Source organism: Tumebacillus algifaecis (assembly GCF_002243515.1).
In the GTDB taxonomy this organism is placed as follows: domain Bacteria; phylum Bacillota; class Bacilli; order Tumebacillales; family Tumebacillaceae; genus Tumebacillus_A; species Tumebacillus_A algifaecis.
Genome location: NZ_CP022657.1, coordinates 300,686 through 320,271, shown reverse-complemented (window position 1 = coordinate 320,271; position 19,586 = coordinate 300,686). Strand labels below are relative to the sequence as shown.

Genomic DNA, 19,586 nt, shown 5'->3' with positions numbered 1-19,586 from the left:
TAAAAATTAAGAATAGGTGTAGAAGCCGCGACCCGTTTTCTTCCCGAGCCAGCCCGCTTTAACATACTTGCGCAACAATGGGCACGGACGGTATTTCGAATCGCCAAACCCTTCGTACAACACTTCCATGATCGCAAGACAGGTGTCCAATCCGATAAAGTCTGCCAAAGTCAGCGGCCCCATCGGATGATTCATCCCGAGCTTCATCACTTCATCGACCGATTCTGGCGTCGCTACCCCTTCGAACACACAGTAGATCGCTTCGTTGATCATCGGCATCAGCACGCGGTTCGATACAAAGCCTGGGAAGTCGTTCACTTCGACCGGCACTTTGCTCATCTTTTTGGACAGGTCTTCGATCGACTTATACACCTCATCGGTAGTCGCAAGACCACGGATGATCTCAACCAGCTTCATCACCGGCACCGGGTTCATAAAGTGCATGCCAATGACCAGCTCCGGACGGGACGTGACCGCCGCGATCTCGGTGATCGGCAGAGAAGAGGTATTGGTAGCCAAGATTGCACCTTCCGGAAGCACTTCGTCCATCTGGCGGAAAATGTTCTTCTTGATCTCCATGTTTTCGGTCGCCGCTTCGATCGCCAGTTGCGCATCGTGGGCGTCACCCATGTTCGTCGTCGGTTTCAGCCGCGCGAGGATCGCCGCTTTTTCCTCTTCCGTCTTGCGGCCCTTTTCAACATCACGGGACAGGTTTTTCGTGATCGTCGCCATACCGCGTTCTAAGAATTCAGGCTTCAGATCGTTGAGAATGACTTCCAGACCTGCTGTTGCTGCAACTTGCGCGATGCCAGCGCCCATCTGACCAGCACCGATGACGAGAACTTTGCGAATCTCCATGCGATATGTACCCTCCAATTGGTATGTAGTCACCCGGGGAAGCCTATTCCCCGGGCAATATTTGTCGAAAAAGCGAGCGATGATTATTCGCCGTGCACCTGCAACAGGATCGCGTCGCCTTGTGCCGCACCAGAGCAGATCGCAGCGATCCCCAAACCGCCGCCACGACGACGCAGTTCATAGATCAGTGTACCGATAATGCGTGCGCCCGATGCGCCGATCGGGTGCCCGAGCGCAACTGCGCCGCCGTTGACGTTGACCTTCTCTTCATCCCAGCCGACCAGTTTCCCAGCGGTCAGGGTGACCGCTGCAAACGCTTCATTCACCTCGAACAGGTCGATGTCTTCTACTTGATATCCTGTCTTTTTGAGCAGTTTTTGAATCGCCAAAGCGGGAGTTGTTGCGATATAGGGTGCGTCCGCCCCCACCTGAGTGTGTCCGAGGATCGTCGCCAGCGGCTTGATGCCCTCTGCGGCAGCTTTCTCCTCCGACATCAGCACGATCGCACAAGCACCGTCATTGACACCTGGCGCATTGCCTGCTGTGATCGAGCCATCTTTTTTGAATACCGGCTTCAGCGCGGCCAATTTCTCAAGCGACGTATCGACGCGCGGTGCTTCGTCTTTGTCAACGACCGTGACCGCACCTTTTTTGCCCGGGACTTCGACCGGAACGATCTCAACATCAAATGTGCCAGCTTCGATCGCCGCCACCGCGCGCTGTTGCGAGCGCAGCGCCCATTCATCTTGCGCACTGCGCGAGATGTCATATTCATCAGCCACAACCGAGCCGTGCACGGCCATCGGCACATCATGGAACGCACAGCGCAAACCGTCATACTGCATCAGATCGACCACTTTGCCATCACCCATGCGCAGACCGTTACGAGCACCCGGCAAGATGTAGGGAGCGTTCGACATCGACTCCATCCCCCAGCGACGATCACATCTGCATCGCCGGAGCGGATGATCTGGTCGCTCAGCGTGACAGCGCGCATGCCCGACCCGCAGACTTTGTTGATCGTCTGGGTCGGTACATCCCAGGACAGACCTGCCTTGATCGCCGCTTGACGCGACGGAATCTGGCCAGCGCCTCCTTGCAGAACCATGCCCATCACCACTTCATCTACCTGTTCACCAGACACTCCGCCGCGGGTTAACGCTTCTTTGATGACCAAACCGCCGAGATCGGTTGCCGTGAGCGGAGCGAGCGCGCCTCCAAACTTGCCGAACGGAGTGCGTGCTGTGCTAACAATCACCGTTTTTGTCATAGAAACAACTCCTTTGGGCTTACGTAATGGAAAAACTGACTTAGTAGACTAAACTTGTATGACTGGAAGAAAGACACCAGAAATGCTCCGGTGTCTTTCAAGATGCGTGTGACGAAGACTAGTGTTTCGCGCCGAAGACGGACATCTCAAGCAACTCTACGACGTCATAGACCGGAAGATTTTCTTCCACGTTTTTCGCCTTCGTGCCATCGGTGATCATCGTCATGCAGTACGGACAAGCGGTGCCGATCGCCGTTGCGCCCGTTTCCATCGCCTGCTCGGTACGCATCACGTTGATGCGCTCCGTGCCGGTGTCCTCTTTGAACAGACCGCCGCCACCTGCGCCACAGCACATGCTCTTCGTTTTGTTGCGCTCCATCTCGACCAGACGCACGCCTGGGATTTTCGTGATGATGTAGCGCGGCGCGGTGTAGATGCCATTGTAACGGCCCAAGTAGCAAGAGTCATGGAAAGTCAGCAAGTGATCGACATCGTGCAGCGGCGACAGTTTCCCAGCATCGATCAACTTCGCCAGCATTTCGGTGTGATGCAGCACTTCTTCCGCTTCGAAACCAAAGTCAGGATATTCATTTAAGAACGTGTTGTATGCATGCGGGCAGGTGGTGACAATTTTCTTCACCCCGTACTCGCGGAAAATCTCAATGTTTGCTTCTGCCAGCGACTGGTACAAAAACTCGTTGCCGAGGCGACGGGCTGAGTCGCCGTCCGACTCCTCTTCCGCACCCAGAATGGCAAAGGAGACGCCCGCTTCCTTCATCAAACGCGTGAACGCTTGAGCGATCTTTTGGTTGCGCACATCGAACGATGCGGAGGAACCGACATAGAACAGATACTCCACGTCACCTTCCACTTCTGCCATCGTCGGGATGTCGAGACCTTTCGCCCAATCACCGCGGGTGGAGCGGTTTTGACCCCATTCGTTCGATTGGCGCTCCAAGTTTTGGAATGCGCGATTGACTTCCGGTTCTGCTTTCCCTTCGGTGAGGACGAGGTAACGGCGCATGTCGATAATTTTGTCAACATGCTCGTTAAAGACCGGGCATGCTTCTTCACAAGCACGGCAAGTGGTGCAAGCCCAGATTTCGTCTTCCGAGTAGATGCCTTGTCCCGGCTCTTCCCCGATCAGCATCGGCAGTTCTGCCGAAGCGGCCACTTCGACCCCGGTGCCGGCAGCGCCTTGCACCTTCTGTTCGAGCAACGTGTCGCCCACGTCGATCAGGTGGTCTTTCATTTTCAAAATCAGGTATTTCGGAGATAACGGCGTACCGGAAAGCGTAGCTGGGCAGTTGACATGGCAACGGCCACATTCGGTGCAAGCATAGCCGTCGAGCAATTGACGCCACGAGAACTGGTCGATGCGGCCCACGCCGAACTCTTCGATCGACTCGTCTTCGAGGTCGAGCTTTTTCAGCTTGCCAGCCGGACGAGAATCGGTTTTGCGGAAATAGACGTTGAACATCGCGCCGATCATGTGCAAATGCTTCGAACGCGGGATGTAGACTGCGAAACCGAGCAGCACGGCGGTGTGGAACCAGAACATCACTTCTTTGATCGCCGTGACCGCCGTATCGGACATACTAGCGAACGCGCCTGCGAGGAAGCCTGCGATCGGAGCGATAAAGCCTGGATCGTGACCTTCCAGCGCATCAGCAGCACCCCAGTAGACAAAGTCGGACAGGATGAGCAGCGCGATCGCGCCGATGATGTAACCGGCTTCAGCGGTCACGTCAAGGCGCATCGGTTTCAAGATATATCGGCGAACAGCGGCGATCGCAATCGCGACCAGCACCAAGATGTTCGCCGCCTCATGCATGGCGACAAACACAGTCGAGCCAAGGCCCGGAATGTGCGACCCGGTCAGATGATGGGCGAAGAAGTCCATCGCGCCGATCGAGATGATGATAAAACCATAGAAAATGATAAAGTGGCCAATCCCGGCAGGTTCAGCCAGTACCTTACCTTGACCCAACACGTACTTGAAGAAACCTTTAATACGCGCATCGCTGTCATCGAAACGATTTTCTTCTGCGCCGAGCATCAGGTACTGGTAGCGGCGATATAACGCCGTAATGCTATAGTAACCTGCGACCCCAGCGAGCATCAGGAACAAGAGCACTTTAATCCACGCCATTTCTGTTCAACCCCTTTGCGAATCAGAATTTGCAATACTAGATGAATGTTTTTACATGAATGAATCATCATTCAAATTTAGACCGAGCGGTCGGTTTTACATGTCGAAAATACCTCACCTATACTTATACACGATTTTCGCAAAAAATTCGATAGTGAATTTCAGGCATCCGTTCGAACCTGTGAAACCGCTTCCCTGACCCGACGCGATTCTATAAAGGATAGGATGCAGAGCAGTCGATAACTACCACCTGCACCAAACTTTCACTCGCTCACTCAGCTTTAATTTCTCAAATTTTCTAAATTATTAACCAGAAAGGTATTGACCTGCAAAGAGCCTCCACTTATCATTAAAGTATAAATGAAAGGGAGGTGTTTTTCTAATGAAAAAAGTAGTAAAAACTGCTGTGAACTCAATTTTGGTTGAGCAAGTAAAACAAGTAAAATGGATCGGCCGAGTCAGCGAGCAGTAATCGACTTGTCATGAATAATCATTTTGAAGAGGAGGTGTCCTACATGAAAAAGGTCGTAAAAAGCGGCTTTAACTCTGCTTTGGTTGAGCAAGTAAAGCAAGTAAAATGGATCGGCTGGTCCAACGTTAAGTAATTGCTACTTTTATGTAGAAACGAGGAAATGACCGATGAAAAAAGTTGTGAAAAAAGCGACTGTCAAAGCTCCGATCATCGCTGACGCAAAAGAAACAGTCCACATCACCATCTTGATTGAATTCTAAGGAGGAACTGACCATGAAAAAAGTAACAAAAGTAGCTGTCCAATCGCACCTCGTTCCGAAAGCAAAAGTCATCCGCCCGATCGGTATCATCGGCGAAATTATCGATGTGAAAGAAGCACGTCCGATCGGCATCGTTCCGATCGAATTTGTGAAAGAAATCAACCCGATCGGCATCCCGGCTGAGTTTACTGCTGCGAAAGAACTGCGTCCGATCGGCATCATCAACCCGATCGAATTTGCGAAAGAAATCAACCCGATTGGCATCCCGGCTGAGTTTTCTGCTACGAAAGAACTGCGCCCGATCGGCATCGTCGCTGAAATCTAAGCTCGTCTCGTGCCCTTTCTCGGACCGGGAAAGGGCACATTTTATTTGCGAAATCTATCCCGTAAAGGATGAGAACTCATGAATACCTCAGACCTTTTGGTTCAATATCATACATTGCGCACCATGAGCGACGATCAAGCAGGCTGGTTTGATACTGAGATCGGCTCCGATTTGTGGGTTGATGGGCTGAACGTCTTTTTGACCGTGGAGCCGGAAGACTTCGAACAAGCGCTGGAGCGCTTTACCACTACCTATGACGTGTCCGATGATCGGATGACCACGTGGCTACAAGCGCTGCACCGTTTTTGTGTCGAGATGGCGACAGAAGGCGAATTTGAACTGTATCAAGCTCTTGCCGTCGGCATGTCCTATCTGTCCGCGCGCCCAGAGATCAACGATCACATGTTCAATATGCCTGCGCGAATTCTGAATCATTCCACGGCGCTCTTGTTGTCGCCGACCTATATGGCCGTCTGGATTCACAGCTACAACGAAGGCTATGAACTGTACGTCGATCCTGATGAAAACGCACAGGACGCGTTTCGTCCGGAGCACGGGCGCATCTATCAACGCCGCGCCGCTTTTGTCGGCGGTGATCAAGGTACGGTGATCCGCTATCCGTTCCAAAACTACATTCACGAGATGATGCACATTCTGAACTTCCACGACCTCTATACGCGCGTGCTTGGCACCCCGGAAGAGGACATCACCTATTTTACGCACATCGAAGGCTCGGTGTCGGTGATGGAAGAGGTGATCATGCGCGAATTGATGGCGATACGCGATGACCTCAACCTGATCGATGACGGCTTTTCGGCGGTGACGACGTTCCCAGAGTATGGGACTTTTCGTTATGAAGTCATGCAGGGGCAGCACGAAGGCGTCACAGACAAGTCGCTCTTTATGTACCGCAAACGCGTCATGTTGCTAGGCGAAGGTGAATTCTTCCCGCCGGACAATGCGATCAAAGAGCAGATTCTGGCGACACATCACCTCAGCGATTATGAGTTCGACATGATCCACCCTTCGTTTAAAGCCTACCTAGATAACCAGCACCGCCACGTCCGCTGGGCGAAAAAAGCGATCGATCGCAACCGCATCCCTGGCTTCCGCGAAGTGATCGAGCTGCTCCCACGCAATGCGTACTGTGCGCAAAAGCTGACCGAGTGCCTCGCGCCGGACGCTTGGCACAACTGGTCGGACATGCTGTCCTGCACAACCCTGCCCGAGCCTGACCCGCAGGTCCGCAAGCAGAGTAAAGAGGGACTGGCGTGGAAAGAATTGCTCTACCGCCTCGCCGAGATGCGCGGATACCTGTCGAAAAATTACGGCTCCGACGGTGAACAGGTCGTGCAAGGGGAACTGTTCGACTTTGCGAAATACGCGGTCGATCGCTACACTCACCCCGATTCGTCTACACATGACGAAGCCCTGCATCAAACGAAAATGGACATCCTGACCAGCGTGTCACACGTGACCAATCCGGAGTGCCGCGAAAAGCTGTCCAAAATGATCGTCGTGCCGGGAAGCTACCTGCTGGAACCTAAATAACGCCAATGCCGTCCTGGCCTCTAGGACGGTTTTTGTATGCTTATCTGTTGGACCTACCTATTGAATCACCTTTAATTTACATTCTTTTTTAGAAAGTTGCGACATTACGCAACGTTTCGGTGTAATATTTAGTCTATATAGGCAAGACTACTTCGGGGTGTCATACACAGAGAAATGGGGATTGATGATGGTAAGGTTCTTACAGGGACTGCTGGTCGCAGTCGGCATCTTAGCCGGAATCCTGTTGATCAGCAATCTGGACAAAGGGATCGATGTGATCTCGAAAGACCAGATTCAGATCGTCCTGCTTCCAGGCGGAAACATTCACAATGTAATCAATGCCTTCCCGGGCACCGCAATCGTCGATGAAGGCGCCGGATATATCTCCGTGCCTGCTGCCAAAAAAGAAGAACTGGAGCGACAGATCGGCCGCCACAAAGAGGTGCAGCTCACACTGCCTGTGGTCACGACTCCCTCCTTCAATTTCTCTCGCTATGGGGAAGCGCTGAACGTACAGATCAAGTCCTATCTGGATGGAGATTTCGGTGTGATCGCATACAAGTCGCGACAAAAGCCGATCCCGATCACCAATTCGCTCGCCGAGATGATCAAACGCTCGCTGTCCTACCTGTTGCCAGGGCTGCTGATCGGCGTGGCCGTCGGCTTTTTGGCCGCATTGCTCGCCGTTTGGAAGCCGAAAGTGGGCAAGGTGCTCGACGCGGGACAAGGACTACTCTTGTCTCTTCCCGACTTTTTCGTCGTCGTGCTCCTGCAGTTTGCCGCGATTTCGGTCAATAAATTGGTCGGGTCGCCCGTGATCATCATCATGCAATTTGTCAAACAAACACCGCTGTTGATCCCGATGTTGGCGATCTCCCTCTTGCCAGCCGCCTTGATCTATGGAACCATGCGCATCGCCTTTGAACGCGAGTGGGAAGAAGGCTACATCAAAACGGCTTATTCGAAAGGGCTCTCGCGTCCCGCGGTCATCTTTCGGCACATGATGCGCAACACGATGGAAGATTTCCTGACGATCATCCCGCGGGCCGTCTCGGTGGCGCTGACTTCGCTTGTCGTCGTGGAAGTCATGGCCAACATCTTCGGTCTTGGTGGCTATGCGGTCAACCAAAGCATCGGTTACGTCTCGTCTCTGGCGACGACCTGCGCAATCCTCGCAGCTTTCGCGCTGTTCGTACAAGGGTTGTTCGCCTTGCTGCGCAGCCGCGTGGTCGTAAGCACGAAGGAGGGCGCGTAGCATGAACCAAAACGGTGCGAAAAAAGACCGCCTGCTCTATCAACTGGCCTGGGTACTACTGTTGCTCCTCGTGTTTGTCGCTGTGTTCGGCTCTTATCTGATGCCTTATGAGATCACGCAAGACCATAAGATCGGCGTTACCTATGAAACGATCAATGGCGTAAAAACGCCGATTTCGCCACCGTTCGGCCCGAGCTTCGAACATCCGCTCGGCACCGACCACCGCGGCTATGATGTGTTGTCGCTGTTGTTAAATGGTGCGAAATACACGCTCGGCTTCGCGTTCCTCGTCACCGTGGTGCGCTTTGTGATCGCCTTGCCGCTTGGATTGTACGCCGGGTCCACCGGACGCGGCGGCAAGATCATCCAAACGCTGCAACTGATCACCTCCGGCGTCCCGACCTTGCTGTTCGTCTTCCCGACCCTATACGGTATGTCGATACTGCTCGGGATGAACCAAGGGATGAACCCGAACGATCCCAAGATTCTGATGTTCGCCTTCCTGCTCTTCAGCTTGCTCGTGCTGATCGGCATCTTTCAGATCGCACACCAGATGGCCGAGCGAGCCCGCTTCTTTGCGGCAAAAGAGTATATCGGCGCGGCGAAGACGATGGGTGCCTCCACATCCCGCATCGTGTTCCGCCACCTGATGCCACATTTGCGTCCCGATATGTGGTTCGCCATTTTGACCGATTTCATCCAAGTGCTGTTCCTGATCGGTCAGCTCGCCGTCCTCAACATCTTCCTCGGCGGCGGGGAGCGCTTCGTTTACGATGACGGCCCTCCCCAGCAGTTCATGACGCTGACGATGACCGGAGAATGGGGCGGGATGATCTCCTACGGTTCACGCGCCTTGCGCGAATATCCGTGGCTGCTGTTCTCAGCCGGTCTGTTCTTGACCCTGTCGATTCTGATCCTGTCCTTCTTCTCCAAACAGCTGCAGAAGCGACTGGCTCGCCCTTACCTGTACCGCACCAAGCCGCTGATGCAAAACAAGCCGGTCATGGCGTTTGGTACAGCTGCCGTGGCCGCCTGTGTGCTGATCCTCGTCTTCTTGCCCAATAAATCACCGACCGTCATCAGCGCGACGGCACAGGTGGAGGAACAACAGGTCGATCTGATGAAAAAGGAATTGGAGGAGCAGATCAAGAAGCAAGAGGAGCGCATGAAAGAGACGGCCACTGCCATCATCAAGAATTTGAAAGACGACAAGTGGAGCTATGCACAAGCCTACATCTATATCGAACCAGGCAAAAACAGAAGTTTTATGAGTAATTACAAAGAGCCGTTTGCACCGTTTGACGACTGGTTGCAAAAACTGAAAGCCGGCTATGAACTGGTGGAGTTCGGCGCGATCACCCGCTCCGAGAAGAGGATCACATGGTTTGATGGAACCGAGATCGACCTGCTTCAGATCGAGATCAAAGTAAAAGGTCCGAACGGAGAGCAGGAAAGCTGGCTCCTCCCGATGAACGGCAACCGCGCCGTCGGCGAAGTCACCAATCCGGACGACAACAAGTAACCGACCGACACCACTGTGCAAACAGTGAGCATGCAAAAGGAGAGCCTGTGCGGGCTCTCCTTTTTTGTACGCTCAAATTGTCTGCCGCAGATTGTCCAATTGCTTCTGCACCACGTCGGCAAAAGCGCTCTTCTCCTGCATGGTGAACAGGGCGAACGACTGCTCGAGCAACTGCTGGATCGCCTGCGTTTCTCGTCGGTCCGCCATCATGGAGGAGGCGCATTGAAAATACAATTCGCCGAGCAGGTACATCGTCTCACACTGTTTGCACACACGAATGCCTTGACGGGCATGCAGAATCGCCTTGTCATACTGCTTCAGCAGGTGACAGGCTTTGGACAAGTTATAAAGGAGGCGAATCTTGATCGTGATGTCAATATCATGCGGTGTTTTCAAGAGCAAATCCAAGCATTGCAGAAAACATTCGACCGCTTTTTCATTTTGTTCTTCTTCGAGATGGATGATGCCGATGCTGTTGAGGATTTCGATGTGACGTTCGGTGTAGACATGACTTTGCTGGGTAATCTCGACCGCTTCCTGCAACAACTTGAGCGATCCTTCTCTGTCTTTGTCAATGTAATACGTGACAATGCCTTCGTGCCAGATCAGAAACTGACGGGGGGACGGGGCGGCAAACAGCGGGTTGCTCTTTTCATTGCGGATGATCTCGGCCACTTTTGCATAATCTCGGTCTCGAATCGCTTGCCGAATGACAGCAAATGTTTCCAAGACGTAGTCACAGCGCTCAGAAGCGGCTTGCTCGTAAATGTAGCTGATCTCCACGCCCAGCCGACCAGCTAACTCATAGAGCGTGCTCGAGTTGGGGATGACCTCCCCTTTTTCGATCTTGCTCAGCTGTCCTTGCGTGCAGATGCGATCCGACAACTCTTTTTGAGTCATGTTTCGTTGCAAGCGTAATTCCTTAATCACCATGCCGATCCGGTAGTAATCCATGACATCCACCTCGATGCGAATATTCATAAATGAATATAATCTGATCATACTATAATGTATTACGTATTAAAAAGTAACCAAAGTCACCATTTAGATACTGAAGCCGATAAATTGGATGTGAAATTTTGGTAATGATCGAGTAGAATGTAAATAGAAAGAACAGTTACAACCTAACGAATCGAACAATTGGAGGGATCGATCATGAAAAAAATTACATGTGTACTTGCCTTGCTCCTCTTGATCGCTTTTAGCACTGAGCCGTCATTACCGCCGCAACATTTTGCAATCGGTGTAGAGATGAACGAACTGACACTCCCGCCGCAGCATTAACTGATCCTTGTGGCTGCGGTTTTCATAACAAAAACCCGCACGGAAAAGGAGGGCCAATGCCACCTTGAGTTGCGGGCTTTTATTTTTTCGCATTGATCCAGCTTTCGGCTGCGACCGCTTTTTCGACCAACATCAGCGTCTTGCCATATCGCTTGGTGATATTGAAATCGGCGCTCGGCTTGCTGGAAAACAGCTGCTCGGCAACATCGGCGGAACAGCACCAGTCCGTGTTGCCCGCCGCCTCCGGAGTGGTCACATCCGGCCAGCAGTCCTCCAATCGCGGGCTGTAGATCGGTTTCGCGCCTGGACGCAAGCGCAAACCATCGACGCGGGGATAATAGCGCTTTGAGCTTCTGATCGGCTTGCGAGCGGTGTAGAGATCGGGGCAATAGTCGGCCCGCGACCCGGAATGCGGTGTCGTTGTGGCAAATTTGATCACACCGTCCAACACCTCCGGCCTCCCAAACAGGATCGCGTACAGGCGGCGACCCGTATCGATGCGTTCTGTAAGCGACAAAAAAGTATCCACGACACATCCGGCCAGTTCGATCGAATTGGCTGTGCTCCGGTAGGGGATCGCGACCTGCGTGAGGTTGAGATAGGTTTGCGCTTGGAATTCGAACGATTCGATGACCGGCTTATAGCCAGGGTGCTGTACGACGCGGTGTTCGATGTAGTTTTGCTCATTGACGATGAGGGCCAGCGTCAACAGCTCCTGATCGCCCGTCTCCCAAAAGCGCTCCCAGAGCAGACTCATAAAGCGGGAGACGCCAAAATAGGGCAAGAGGTGAAAAAGCGGTTTGCCCGTTGCGACGCTCGCTTCATAGAGGAGCAGCTGTGGATAGGCGTCACCGAAAATCAGCCAGTTCGCCCGTTCCAGAAACTGAAAAAAGTGCTCCGCTTCTCCCTTGTCCATCACGCGACCGATCAGATCGCCGCGCAGGTCGGTCATGCTGTATCCGCCGTTGCGGGACACCATGTGAGCGAGCAAAGCCCAATGCAGATTGGGAGAACGCAGGTAGACTTCGAAGTAGGCGGCGGTGCGGGTGATGTTATTGCGGTTGTGTACCTCTGTGCTCGCTTTGATCTGTTCATACAGCCTGCGATCGTCCGCCTGCAACTCGTGCAGATCGGGAGCCGCCGCGCGCTCCCTCTGCAACAGATCGCGAAGCAGACTGCGGATCTCCTCGACCGCTTTTTCATTGGAAAAACCAAGCAGCCTCGCCCGCAGCTGCTTCCAAAAGTTCAACCACCCTTCCTGCCAAACGCCCATCTGCGGCTCCCCTCCTTTCGTACTCCCTGCTATTTTATGTTGTACAGACTAAATCGGTTTCTACTCCCTGTTTTTGCAACTGCATTCGCATCCTGCAGGGTTCAATTGTTTTATTTGATAAAATAGTATAGACAGGAAATTCCTTACATACATGAGAATATAGGAGCACCTGACCAATAGCAGTTCCACCATTTACTGGCGTGGGAACTATCCAACATGAACAGAGGTGCGCACCTGTGATTAATTTCGAGTGGATTTTTATTGTATTTGCTGTGCTGATCTATACAGTGATCCAAGTCGTACAGGCTCTTATCACCAAGCGGGTAAAAACGCCCGTTGTCTAGCTTCTCCAAATTTCTTTTACCGCTTACCTCTGTGTAGTGCTTGGGCTTACTTTGTTGCCCTTTTATTATTCACCAGAAGTGGTCCAGCATCGTATTCAGGAGGCTGGTGACCCCTCCGAAGCGTTCAGCTTCATCCCGTTTACCTCCACCATCTCCACATTCGAGCAAAGCACAAAATTCGGCATGGATATCATATTCAAATTGGTAGGTGGCAACATAATTCTGTTGTTTCCACTTGGGATCTATGCTCCAATTCTTTGGCGGAACCTCCGTACTTGGAAACGCGCCTTACTAGTCGGGCTGGTTGGTTCTATGATGATCGAATCGTTACAATTCTTACTAGGCTACTCGACAGGGTATTACTATCGCACGGTGGACATTGATGATGTGATCTATAATTCGCTTGGGTGTTTGTTCGGTTATTTGATCTACAAGCTGATTCGTCCGCAATTAGAACAAGTAGTAAAAGAGGAAGTCATTTCCGAGGAGCATAAAAAAGACCTCGTCCGATCGTAAGCGGACAGAGGTCTTTTTCCATCATTTCAACCCGCGTCGGGTCATCTCTTGCACCACATACGACGCGACATCTGGCGCCAAGGTGCCGGGGCCGAAGCCTGCATCGTAGCCTAGTTCGAGTGCCAGTTCGTGGGAAATACGCGGACCGCCACAGATTAGGATCAGCTTTTGGCGCAGTCCTTCCGCTTCCAACAGCTCGACGAGTTGAGCGAGGTTTGGAATGTGGACGTCTTTTTGGGTGACCACTTGGGAGACGAGGATGGCGTCGGCGTTTAGCTCGATCGCTTTGGCGACCATCTCTTCGTTTTCCACCTGTGAGCCGAGGTTGTACGCTTCAACCATCGGATAGCGCTCCAGGCCGTATTCACCGTTGTAGCCCTTCATGTTCATGATCGCATCGATGCCTACCGTGTGCGCATCCGTTCCAGTGCAGGCGCCGATGATCGTGATTTTGCGTCCAACGTGCTCTTTGATGTAGTCATTGACCTCATAGAACGACATGCGCGGGGAATCGACTTTGGCCACTTTGATTTTCGTGAAATCGACAGTCGCTTGCGTCTTGGCATAGAGCACGACGAAGGTAAAGTTTTCACCGAGGTCGTGTTGATGCACCACCGCAGGCTCGCTCAGGCCCATCTGCACGACCAGTTGGCGTGCCGCTTCGGCCGCCTCTTCACCCGGAGGCACCGGCAGCGAGAACGACAATTGAATCATCCCGTCGTCGAACGTATCACCGTATGGGCGCACCTGCGTAAAATCGCGGTTCTCCCACGGGCGCTTCTCTGCGTGTGCGCTCATCGTGCAATCGCCTCCAACCCGAGTTCTTCCCGCAACAGTGTCTCGAACGGGTTGAAATAATCTTCCGTCCGCATCATTACACCTTGCAGTCCTTTACCACCGGTCATCGTCCGCTTCACATCGCCGAACATGCCGCGGGAGATCGTTTCCAACAGCCCGATTTCACGGATGTCTTCGAGCATCTCGGTCGCATTTTCTAACACTTCATGGGCGCGTGTCACGATCTTGCCGTCTTTTTTGTACTCGATCTCATCACCGAGCGTGCGCATATTGGAAAAAACGTATTTGGCCGCTTCGATCGCGATGTGTCGATCATGAATCAGCGGCGTATGGATCGCTTCGGTCATCATGCCAAGCAATTGAATGCCTTGGTTGGTCATCGCGCCGACGACATTGAACAACGTGTCCTGCACATGCCCTTTGAAAATGTTCCCGGTCATGTGTTTGGTCGGCGGCATGTATTTAAGCGGCGCTTTCGGGAAGATTTCCCGCGCCATCTGGGCCTGCGCCAGTTCGAGCAGGAAGCCATCCTCCAGATCGGGGCTCATCTCAAACGCATGGCCGAGACCCATCTGCTCTTCGGGCAAGCCGGAGCGCAGCGCCAATTGTTCGTTGATGAACTGAGAGGCAAGCACCGAGGGGGCCGCTTCGACCGCATCGGCGGTGGTCAGATAGTTGTCTTCCCCCGTGTTGATGATCACGCCTGCGAAGGAGTTGATCATCCGAGAGAAGTTTTGGTCAACCAAAGTCCGCTGCATGTTGATGTCGCGGAACAGGATGCCGTAGAGCGCGTCGTTCAGCATGACATCGAGCCGTTCCAGTGCGCCCATCGCCGCGATCTCCGGCATGCACAGGCCGGAGCAGTAGTTGCACAGACGGATATAGCGGCCGATCTCCTCGCCCACTTCATCGAGCGCTTCCCGCATGACGCGGAAGTTCTCTTGGGTCGCATAGGTGCCGCCGAAACCTTCGGTCGTCGCGCCGTACGGAACATAGTCGATCAGCGACTGTCCGGTGGAGCGGATGACCGCGATGATGTCAGCACCTTGGCGCGCCGCCGCCTTAGCTTGCACGACGTCTTCATAAATGTTGCCTGTCGCGACGATGACGTAGATGTAAGGACGAGGCCCTTCGCCGAGCGTGCTCACATAATGGTCGCGCTTCTGGCGGTTGGCGCGAATTTTCTCGATCCCCGCTTGGGCTAACTCAAACGCTTTGTTGCGGATCGTTGCTTCGTCGAGCAGCGGGAGTTCGAGCAGGTCGAGCGTACCTGCCGCAACCTCCTCGCCCACCTCCTGCACCGTCAACCCTTTTTGCAGCACAGCATTGATCACGAACCGCGCCGCACCACGCTGCAGTTCGCCACCCTCTTTAATGTGATCGACCACCACGTTTGGCAACGGCACGTAGTCAGCATCGATACCATCCAATCCATACAGGCGCAACACGGTGCGCTCGACGGCGACGGTGGTGCGTTCACTGATAAATTCTTGCAGGGAATCGGCCACATCGGACGCCGCTTGCCGCGCCCGTGCTACTTTCGCCTGATCCAGATACAATTTGCTCATCCTGTCGGGCCCTCCTTTCGCTGTAACACCGCTTGGGTCTTGTCAAGCACCGCTTGCGGCAGTCCAAAACATTCTGCCAGCCGCACGGCGTCTTTGGGAACATCGCCGGGGCCGCTTTTGACTAACGTATAATCCATCGCGCTTTGCAGGCGCTGTAACACATCGCTCTGTTCGCTTGCCTGTTGCAAATGGTCGAGCAGGCTGCGCTTAAGCCCGGCGACGCGGTACAGTTGCAGGCCAGACACTTCGGTCACGCCTGGAAAGTGGCTGGCAAACAGTGCGCTATGCCCGCTGTTTAGCAGGTAGGAGGCCAGACCGATCGCCAGCGCCTCACCTTCTTCCGGGTTGGTGGTGCGCGCCACTTCATCGAGCAAGAGCAAAGCTCGCCCTGTGCCATTGACCAGTGCGGCCAGCCGCTGCATCTCTGCACCAAAGGAGGACAGGCCGCTGACCATGCTTTGCTCATCTCCACCGGAGACGCCGATGCGCTCGAGCGGATGGAACCGATACCTGCGCGCCGGAACGGGCATCGCGTGCTGGGCCAGCGCTTGGAGCAAGCCGAACGTTTTGAGCACGACCGTCTTGCCGCCCATGTTCGGGCCGGTGATCAGCCCGACGCCCGGTTGCAACTCGAAGTCGAGCGTCGTGAACGTGCCGCCTCGCTTTTCGACCGCCTCGCGCGCTACTGGATGAAACCCCGCTTCGATCGACCACCCTATATAGACAGGATGTGCATCAGCGGGGTGCTCTGCACTCGACACGCCTTGTAAGCCAGCACAAGCCACCGCTTCAGCTTTCACCTCGAACACAACACTCTGCCCCGCTGCCGTGATCCATTCGGGCAAGCCCGCGCTCCACTTGTTGGCAAGCGCCGCTTTGGCGAGCGTGAGGTCTACCCGCCCCAGCGCCTCCAGCGCCGTGCTCATCGCTTCCACATCGGGACGGAACGCCTCCACCAGCGCTTGCAAAGTTGCGGTCTCCTGATCCTCGATCTCCGCAAGCTTGGCCTCGCGCCGCTGCACAAGCTCCGTCATCGCAAGCGATTCTGCCGTCCGAAACACCACTTCAAACACCGTGTCCTGCAACAGCATCAAGTCAGCATCCTGCCGTGCCACGCCAAGTGCGGCGTCGAGCTTATCAAACACCAACTGCCCGTCTTTCCCCGGCTTCCTGCCGTATTGCGCACGCAGGCGGTCACCCTGCGCCTTTTTTTCAGCAAAAAGCGCCTCGTCCAGCACAGATAGTTCTTGATGCAGCCGCAACAGTTCGACATCTCCCGCCAACTCGGCCAGCGAAAAGGCAGGCACCAACGGGCCGGGCGGATTCAGTCGGCGCAAAAGCGGTTCCCACGCCAACGCCTCCCACCAGCCGAAGACCAGCCCCTTCTGCACCAAAAGCTCCTCGACCGCATAGCCGTGCCACAGAAATTGCTTCACTTCAAAAAAATCAGCTTGGCGCAGTGTCGCTCCCTGCCCGATCAATTGAAACAGCGCCCGCAGATCTGGCACCATTTGCAATTCCTCTTGCAGTTCCTTCACCCACGCCGCGTCATCTCGTACCGCTTGCACAGCGCGAAGATCTTCCATTCGCTCCTGCCACAACGCATGCTCTTGCGGCCCGAACGGTCGGATCTCCCGTTTCGCACGCAAACCCGCTTTCGAAACAGGCTGGAGCATCGCCAGAACCTCGGGCCACCCGAGCAGCTGCTTTGTCGTCTCATCCCAATATGCTCTGTCCGCCTGCGAGGTCATCCTGACTCACTCCTTGACATCAAATACGGCGACGTCGCCCGCCACCGCTTGTACAGCCTCGACAAGCTCCCGCCCCGGCAAGTGATACCCTTCGACCGAGTACGGATTGACGGCCAGACCGTACACACGCACCGCGCGGCGCACCACCAGTTGATGGCCCCGCCGCAAAAATTTACGCCAGACCGCACCCGTCACAAAAAAGTGCGTCGCGTCGGACAGCACCAGCGCAAACCCGCGCGGCAACCCTTCTAGCATCTGCAGCAGCCGATCGGTCACCGCCCCGGTCACCGCCAGCGCGCGCACCTGTTCTTGCCCGGGCCAGTTTTCGTCCGTTTGCGGATTGGCGGTGAACGAGGAAGTCTGCTTCAACACGACAGGCAGAAACTCGCTCCCCTGCACAACGCCAGCGACCAGCGCCCCTTTTTCCTCGGCGACATCATAGAGCCGAGTCAGCGCCTCATCCGCTTGCGGCAGGGAAAAGCGTTGCAAAAAGTAGGCGGTCTTCTGCGCCACTTCCTGCACCGTCTTGGCGACCACAGCGCCCGTCGCCAACACCACACCGTCTGTCAACAGCGGTTGGGCGGCCATCATCCGATCAAACGCGCCATCGACCAGACACAGCTCGGCACCCAATCGCTCCATGCGAGCCATGACCTGTGCGACTTGCTGTTGATCGCGAACACCTGCCAGCACCACGGTGCCAGGTTCCTGCACTTCCACCAGATACACATCGCCAAGCGTCGAAGAGATTCCGGTTGACTCCACGATGCGCAATAAAGCGGTGCCGTCTTCCAGCACATCTCCTGCAGATGCCACAAGGGCGCCCGCCGGAACAAACACTTCGGGCTTTGGCACCCCCATGATCGCATCATTTCGCTCTCCGTCCACACCGATCGAGAGCAAGCCAAGCTTCCGCCCTTGGACGGAAGCTTGCCGAATCAGCTCATTGAAAACTGTGGTCTTGCCTGCGTGCTTGGCGATGCCCACCAGCGCGATGCGGCGGGCATTGCGAAGCTCCACATGTTCCAGAAACATCAGTCCACCATCGGCAAATCGATCGTCGTGGTAGCCTGTTCCTCTTGCTGCTCTTTCGGGCGGCGACGCTTCAGCCCTTTTGGTTCGAGCGACAGTTGCTTGTCGTTGAGCAGTCTTGCCAAACCGATCTCTTCATCCTTGCTGTGGTCATGCTTGCAGGTCGGCGGGCACCCTTGGTCATGGTACGTCGGCTCATGGTAGACCGAGATGACGCCTTCAAAGTTGCGCAGGATCACTTTGCCGTGACCTTGCGAAAGGACGTAGTTCGGCATGACCGGAATCTTGCCGCCGCCGCCCGGCGCATCGACAACGAACGTCGGCACCGCATAGCCGGAGGTGTGGCCGCGCAGTTGCTCCATGATCTCCAGACCTTTCGAGACGGTGGTGCGGAAATGCTGAATGCCTTCCGACAGGTCGCACTGGTAGATGTAGTACGGACGTACGCGGTTGTAAACCAGTTGGTGCATCAGGTCTTTCATCACATGTGCGCAGTCGTTGACGCCGCGCATCAACACCGATTGGTTGCCCAGCGGGATACCTGCATCGGCGATCTTATGGCAAGCCGCTTTCGCCTCTTCGGTCAGCTCATCCGGATGGTTGAAGTGCGTGTTGATCCAGACCGGATGGTACTTTTTCAGCATGTTGACCAGGTTGTCGGTGATGCGTTGCGGGAACACGACCGGTGCGCGTGTGCCGATGCGGATGATCTCTACATGCGGGATTTGGCGCAGGCTGGAAACGATGTACTCAAGAATCTTGTCGTTGACGAGCAGGCCGTCGCCGCCAGAGAGCAGTACGTCGCGAATCTGCGGGGTGCGGCGGATGTAGTCGATCGCCGCATCGAGCTGTTGCTTCGGCACCGATTGACCGACTTGGCCGGAGAAACGGCGGCGCGTACAGTGGCGGCAGTACATCGAACATTGGTTGGTGATCAAAAACAGCACGCGGTCCGGGTAACGGTGGGTAAGACCCGGCGCCGGCGCGTCTTCATCTTCACTCAGCGGATCGGCCATATCCCACGGAGAGCGTTGCATCTCGTCTGACATCGGCACCGCTTGCAGGCGCACTGGGCAGTTCGGGTCGTCTTGGTCCATCATCATCGCATAGTACGGCGTGATGCGTAGCGGAATCGACATCTTCACGTTCAGAATGCCGACGCGCTCTTCTTCGGTCAGGTTGACCACTTGTTCCAAAGTCTCCAGGTCATTGATGGTGTGCGTCAGTTGCCACATCCAGTCATCCCATTTTTCGTTGGTGACATCTTTCCAAATCTCCACATCGCGGAAGTGACGCTTTTTCTTGCCGTACAGGTGACGCTCCAAACGCTCTTGTTGTTGTTCCATAGGTAGAGT

Annotated in this window: 15 protein-coding genes and 1 pseudogene; 6 read left to right on the top strand and 10 right to left on the bottom strand. The window is 54.5% G+C overall.

Going from position 1 to position 19,586, the window contains the following annotated elements; genetic code table 11:
* Positions 1-6 precede the first annotated feature (6 nt).
* From CIG75_RS01610 to CIG75_RS01600, 3 genes and pseudogenes are all read right to left on the bottom strand, one after another.
* Entirely contained in the window at positions 7-858 is an 852-nt protein-coding gene (locus tag CIG75_RS01610) for a 3-hydroxybutyryl-CoA dehydrogenase (RefSeq protein ID WP_094235055.1), read from the bottom strand.
* Between the two features lie 83 nt (positions 859-941).
* Positions 942-2,128: pseudogene (locus tag CIG75_RS01605) on the bottom strand (acetyl-CoA C-acetyltransferase).
* Positions 2,129-2,246: 118 nt separating this feature from the next.
* Complete coding sequence (locus CIG75_RS01600) at positions 2,247-4,280, bottom strand: (Fe-S)-binding protein (RefSeq protein WP_094235054.1); 2,034 nt, start codon at positions 4,278-4,280, stop codon at positions 2,247-2,249.
* Between the two features lie 745 nt (positions 4,281-5,025).
* On the opposite strand from CIG75_RS01600, the gene CIG75_RS01595 reads away from it, so the two are divergent.
* The 4 genes from CIG75_RS01595 (at position 5,026) to CIG75_RS01580 (ending at position 9,665) form a co-directional block, all read left to right on the top strand.
* On the top strand, positions 5,026-5,337 hold the full coding sequence (locus tag CIG75_RS01595; RefSeq protein WP_094235053.1) for a hypothetical protein: 312 nt from the start codon (positions 5,026-5,028) through the stop codon (positions 5,335-5,337).
* A gap of 78 nt (positions 5,338-5,415) precedes the next feature.
* The gene (locus tag CIG75_RS01590) at positions 5,416-6,888 is read left to right on the top strand and encodes a hypothetical protein (RefSeq protein ID WP_094235052.1); all 1,473 of its coding nucleotides are present in this window, start codon (positions 5,416-5,418) and stop codon (positions 6,886-6,888) included.
* 184 nt (positions 6,889-7,072) lie between these two features.
* Positions 7,073-8,143, top strand: coding sequence for an ABC transporter permease subunit (locus CIG75_RS01585; protein ID WP_094235051.1), 1,071 nt, complete (start codon positions 7,073-7,075; stop codon positions 8,141-8,143).
* A gap of 1 nt (position 8,144) precedes the next feature.
* Positions 8,145-9,665, top strand: a complete 1,521-nt coding sequence (locus CIG75_RS01580; RefSeq protein WP_094235050.1) for an ABC transporter permease subunit — start codon at positions 8,145-8,147, stop codon at positions 9,663-9,665.
* Positions 9,666-9,737: 72 nt separating this feature from the next.
* Here the strand turns inward: CIG75_RS01580 and CIG75_RS01575 are convergent, their stop codons facing one another.
* Positions 9,738-10,619 carry a helix-turn-helix domain-containing protein gene (locus CIG75_RS01575; RefSeq protein WP_172844390.1) on the bottom strand — a complete coding sequence of 294 codons (882 nt, stop codon included), beginning with the start codon at positions 10,617-10,619 and terminating at the stop codon, positions 9,738-9,740.
* Positions 10,620-10,820: 201 nt separating this feature from the next.
* Between CIG75_RS01575 and CIG75_RS21365 the strand changes: the two genes are divergently transcribed.
* Positions 10,821-10,949 (top strand): hypothetical protein, encoded by a 129-nt coding sequence (locus CIG75_RS21365; protein ID WP_265415057.1) that lies wholly within the window; start codon positions 10,821-10,823, stop codon positions 10,947-10,949.
* A gap of 79 nt (positions 10,950-11,028) precedes the next feature.
* Here the strand turns inward: CIG75_RS21365 and CIG75_RS01570 are convergent, their stop codons facing one another.
* Positions 11,029-12,222 (bottom strand): DUF2515 family protein, encoded by a 1,194-nt coding sequence (locus CIG75_RS01570; RefSeq protein ID WP_094235048.1) that lies wholly within the window; start codon positions 12,220-12,222, stop codon positions 11,029-11,031.
* Between the two features lie 353 nt (positions 12,223-12,575).
* Between CIG75_RS01570 and CIG75_RS01565 the strand changes: the two genes are divergently transcribed.
* The gene (locus CIG75_RS01565; protein ID WP_094235047.1) at positions 12,576-13,082 is read left to right on the top strand and encodes a VanZ family protein; all 507 of its coding nucleotides are present in this window, start codon (positions 12,576-12,578) and stop codon (positions 13,080-13,082) included.
* 21 nt (positions 13,083-13,103) lie between these two features.
* Here CIG75_RS01565 and kamE read toward each other — a convergent pair whose 3' ends face one another.
* From kamE to kamA, 5 genes are read right to left on the bottom strand one after another with little or no spacing between them, the layout of a single operon-like run.
* Positions 13,104-13,880, bottom strand: a complete 777-nt coding sequence (kamE, locus tag CIG75_RS01560; RefSeq protein WP_094235046.1) for a lysine 5,6-aminomutase subunit beta — start codon at positions 13,878-13,880, stop codon at positions 13,104-13,106.
* Positions 13,877-15,448: a lysine 5,6-aminomutase subunit alpha gene (gene kamD / locus CIG75_RS01555; protein WP_094235045.1), complete on the bottom strand. Its 1,572-nt coding sequence runs from the start codon at positions 15,446-15,448 to the stop codon at positions 13,877-13,879. Before kamD ends, kamE begins: the two co-directional genes overlap by 4 nt.
* Positions 15,445-17,199: a MutS-related protein gene (locus CIG75_RS01550; RefSeq protein WP_094235044.1), complete on the bottom strand. Its 1,755-nt coding sequence runs from the start codon at positions 17,197-17,199 to the stop codon at positions 15,445-15,447. Before CIG75_RS01550 ends, kamD begins: the two co-directional genes overlap by 4 nt.
* A 6-nt stretch (positions 17,200-17,205) precedes the next feature.
* On the bottom strand, positions 17,206-18,234 hold the full coding sequence (kamB, locus tag CIG75_RS01545) for a lysine 5,6-aminomutase reactivase subunit KamB (protein WP_094235043.1): 1,029 nt from the start codon (positions 18,232-18,234) through the stop codon (positions 17,206-17,208).
* Complete coding sequence (gene kamA, locus CIG75_RS01540; RefSeq protein WP_094235042.1) at positions 18,234-19,577, bottom strand: lysine 2,3-aminomutase; 1,344 nt, start codon at positions 19,575-19,577, stop codon at positions 18,234-18,236. The genes kamB and kamA overlap by 1 nt, the downstream gene beginning before the upstream one ends.
* Positions 19,578-19,586: the final 9 nt, after the last annotated feature.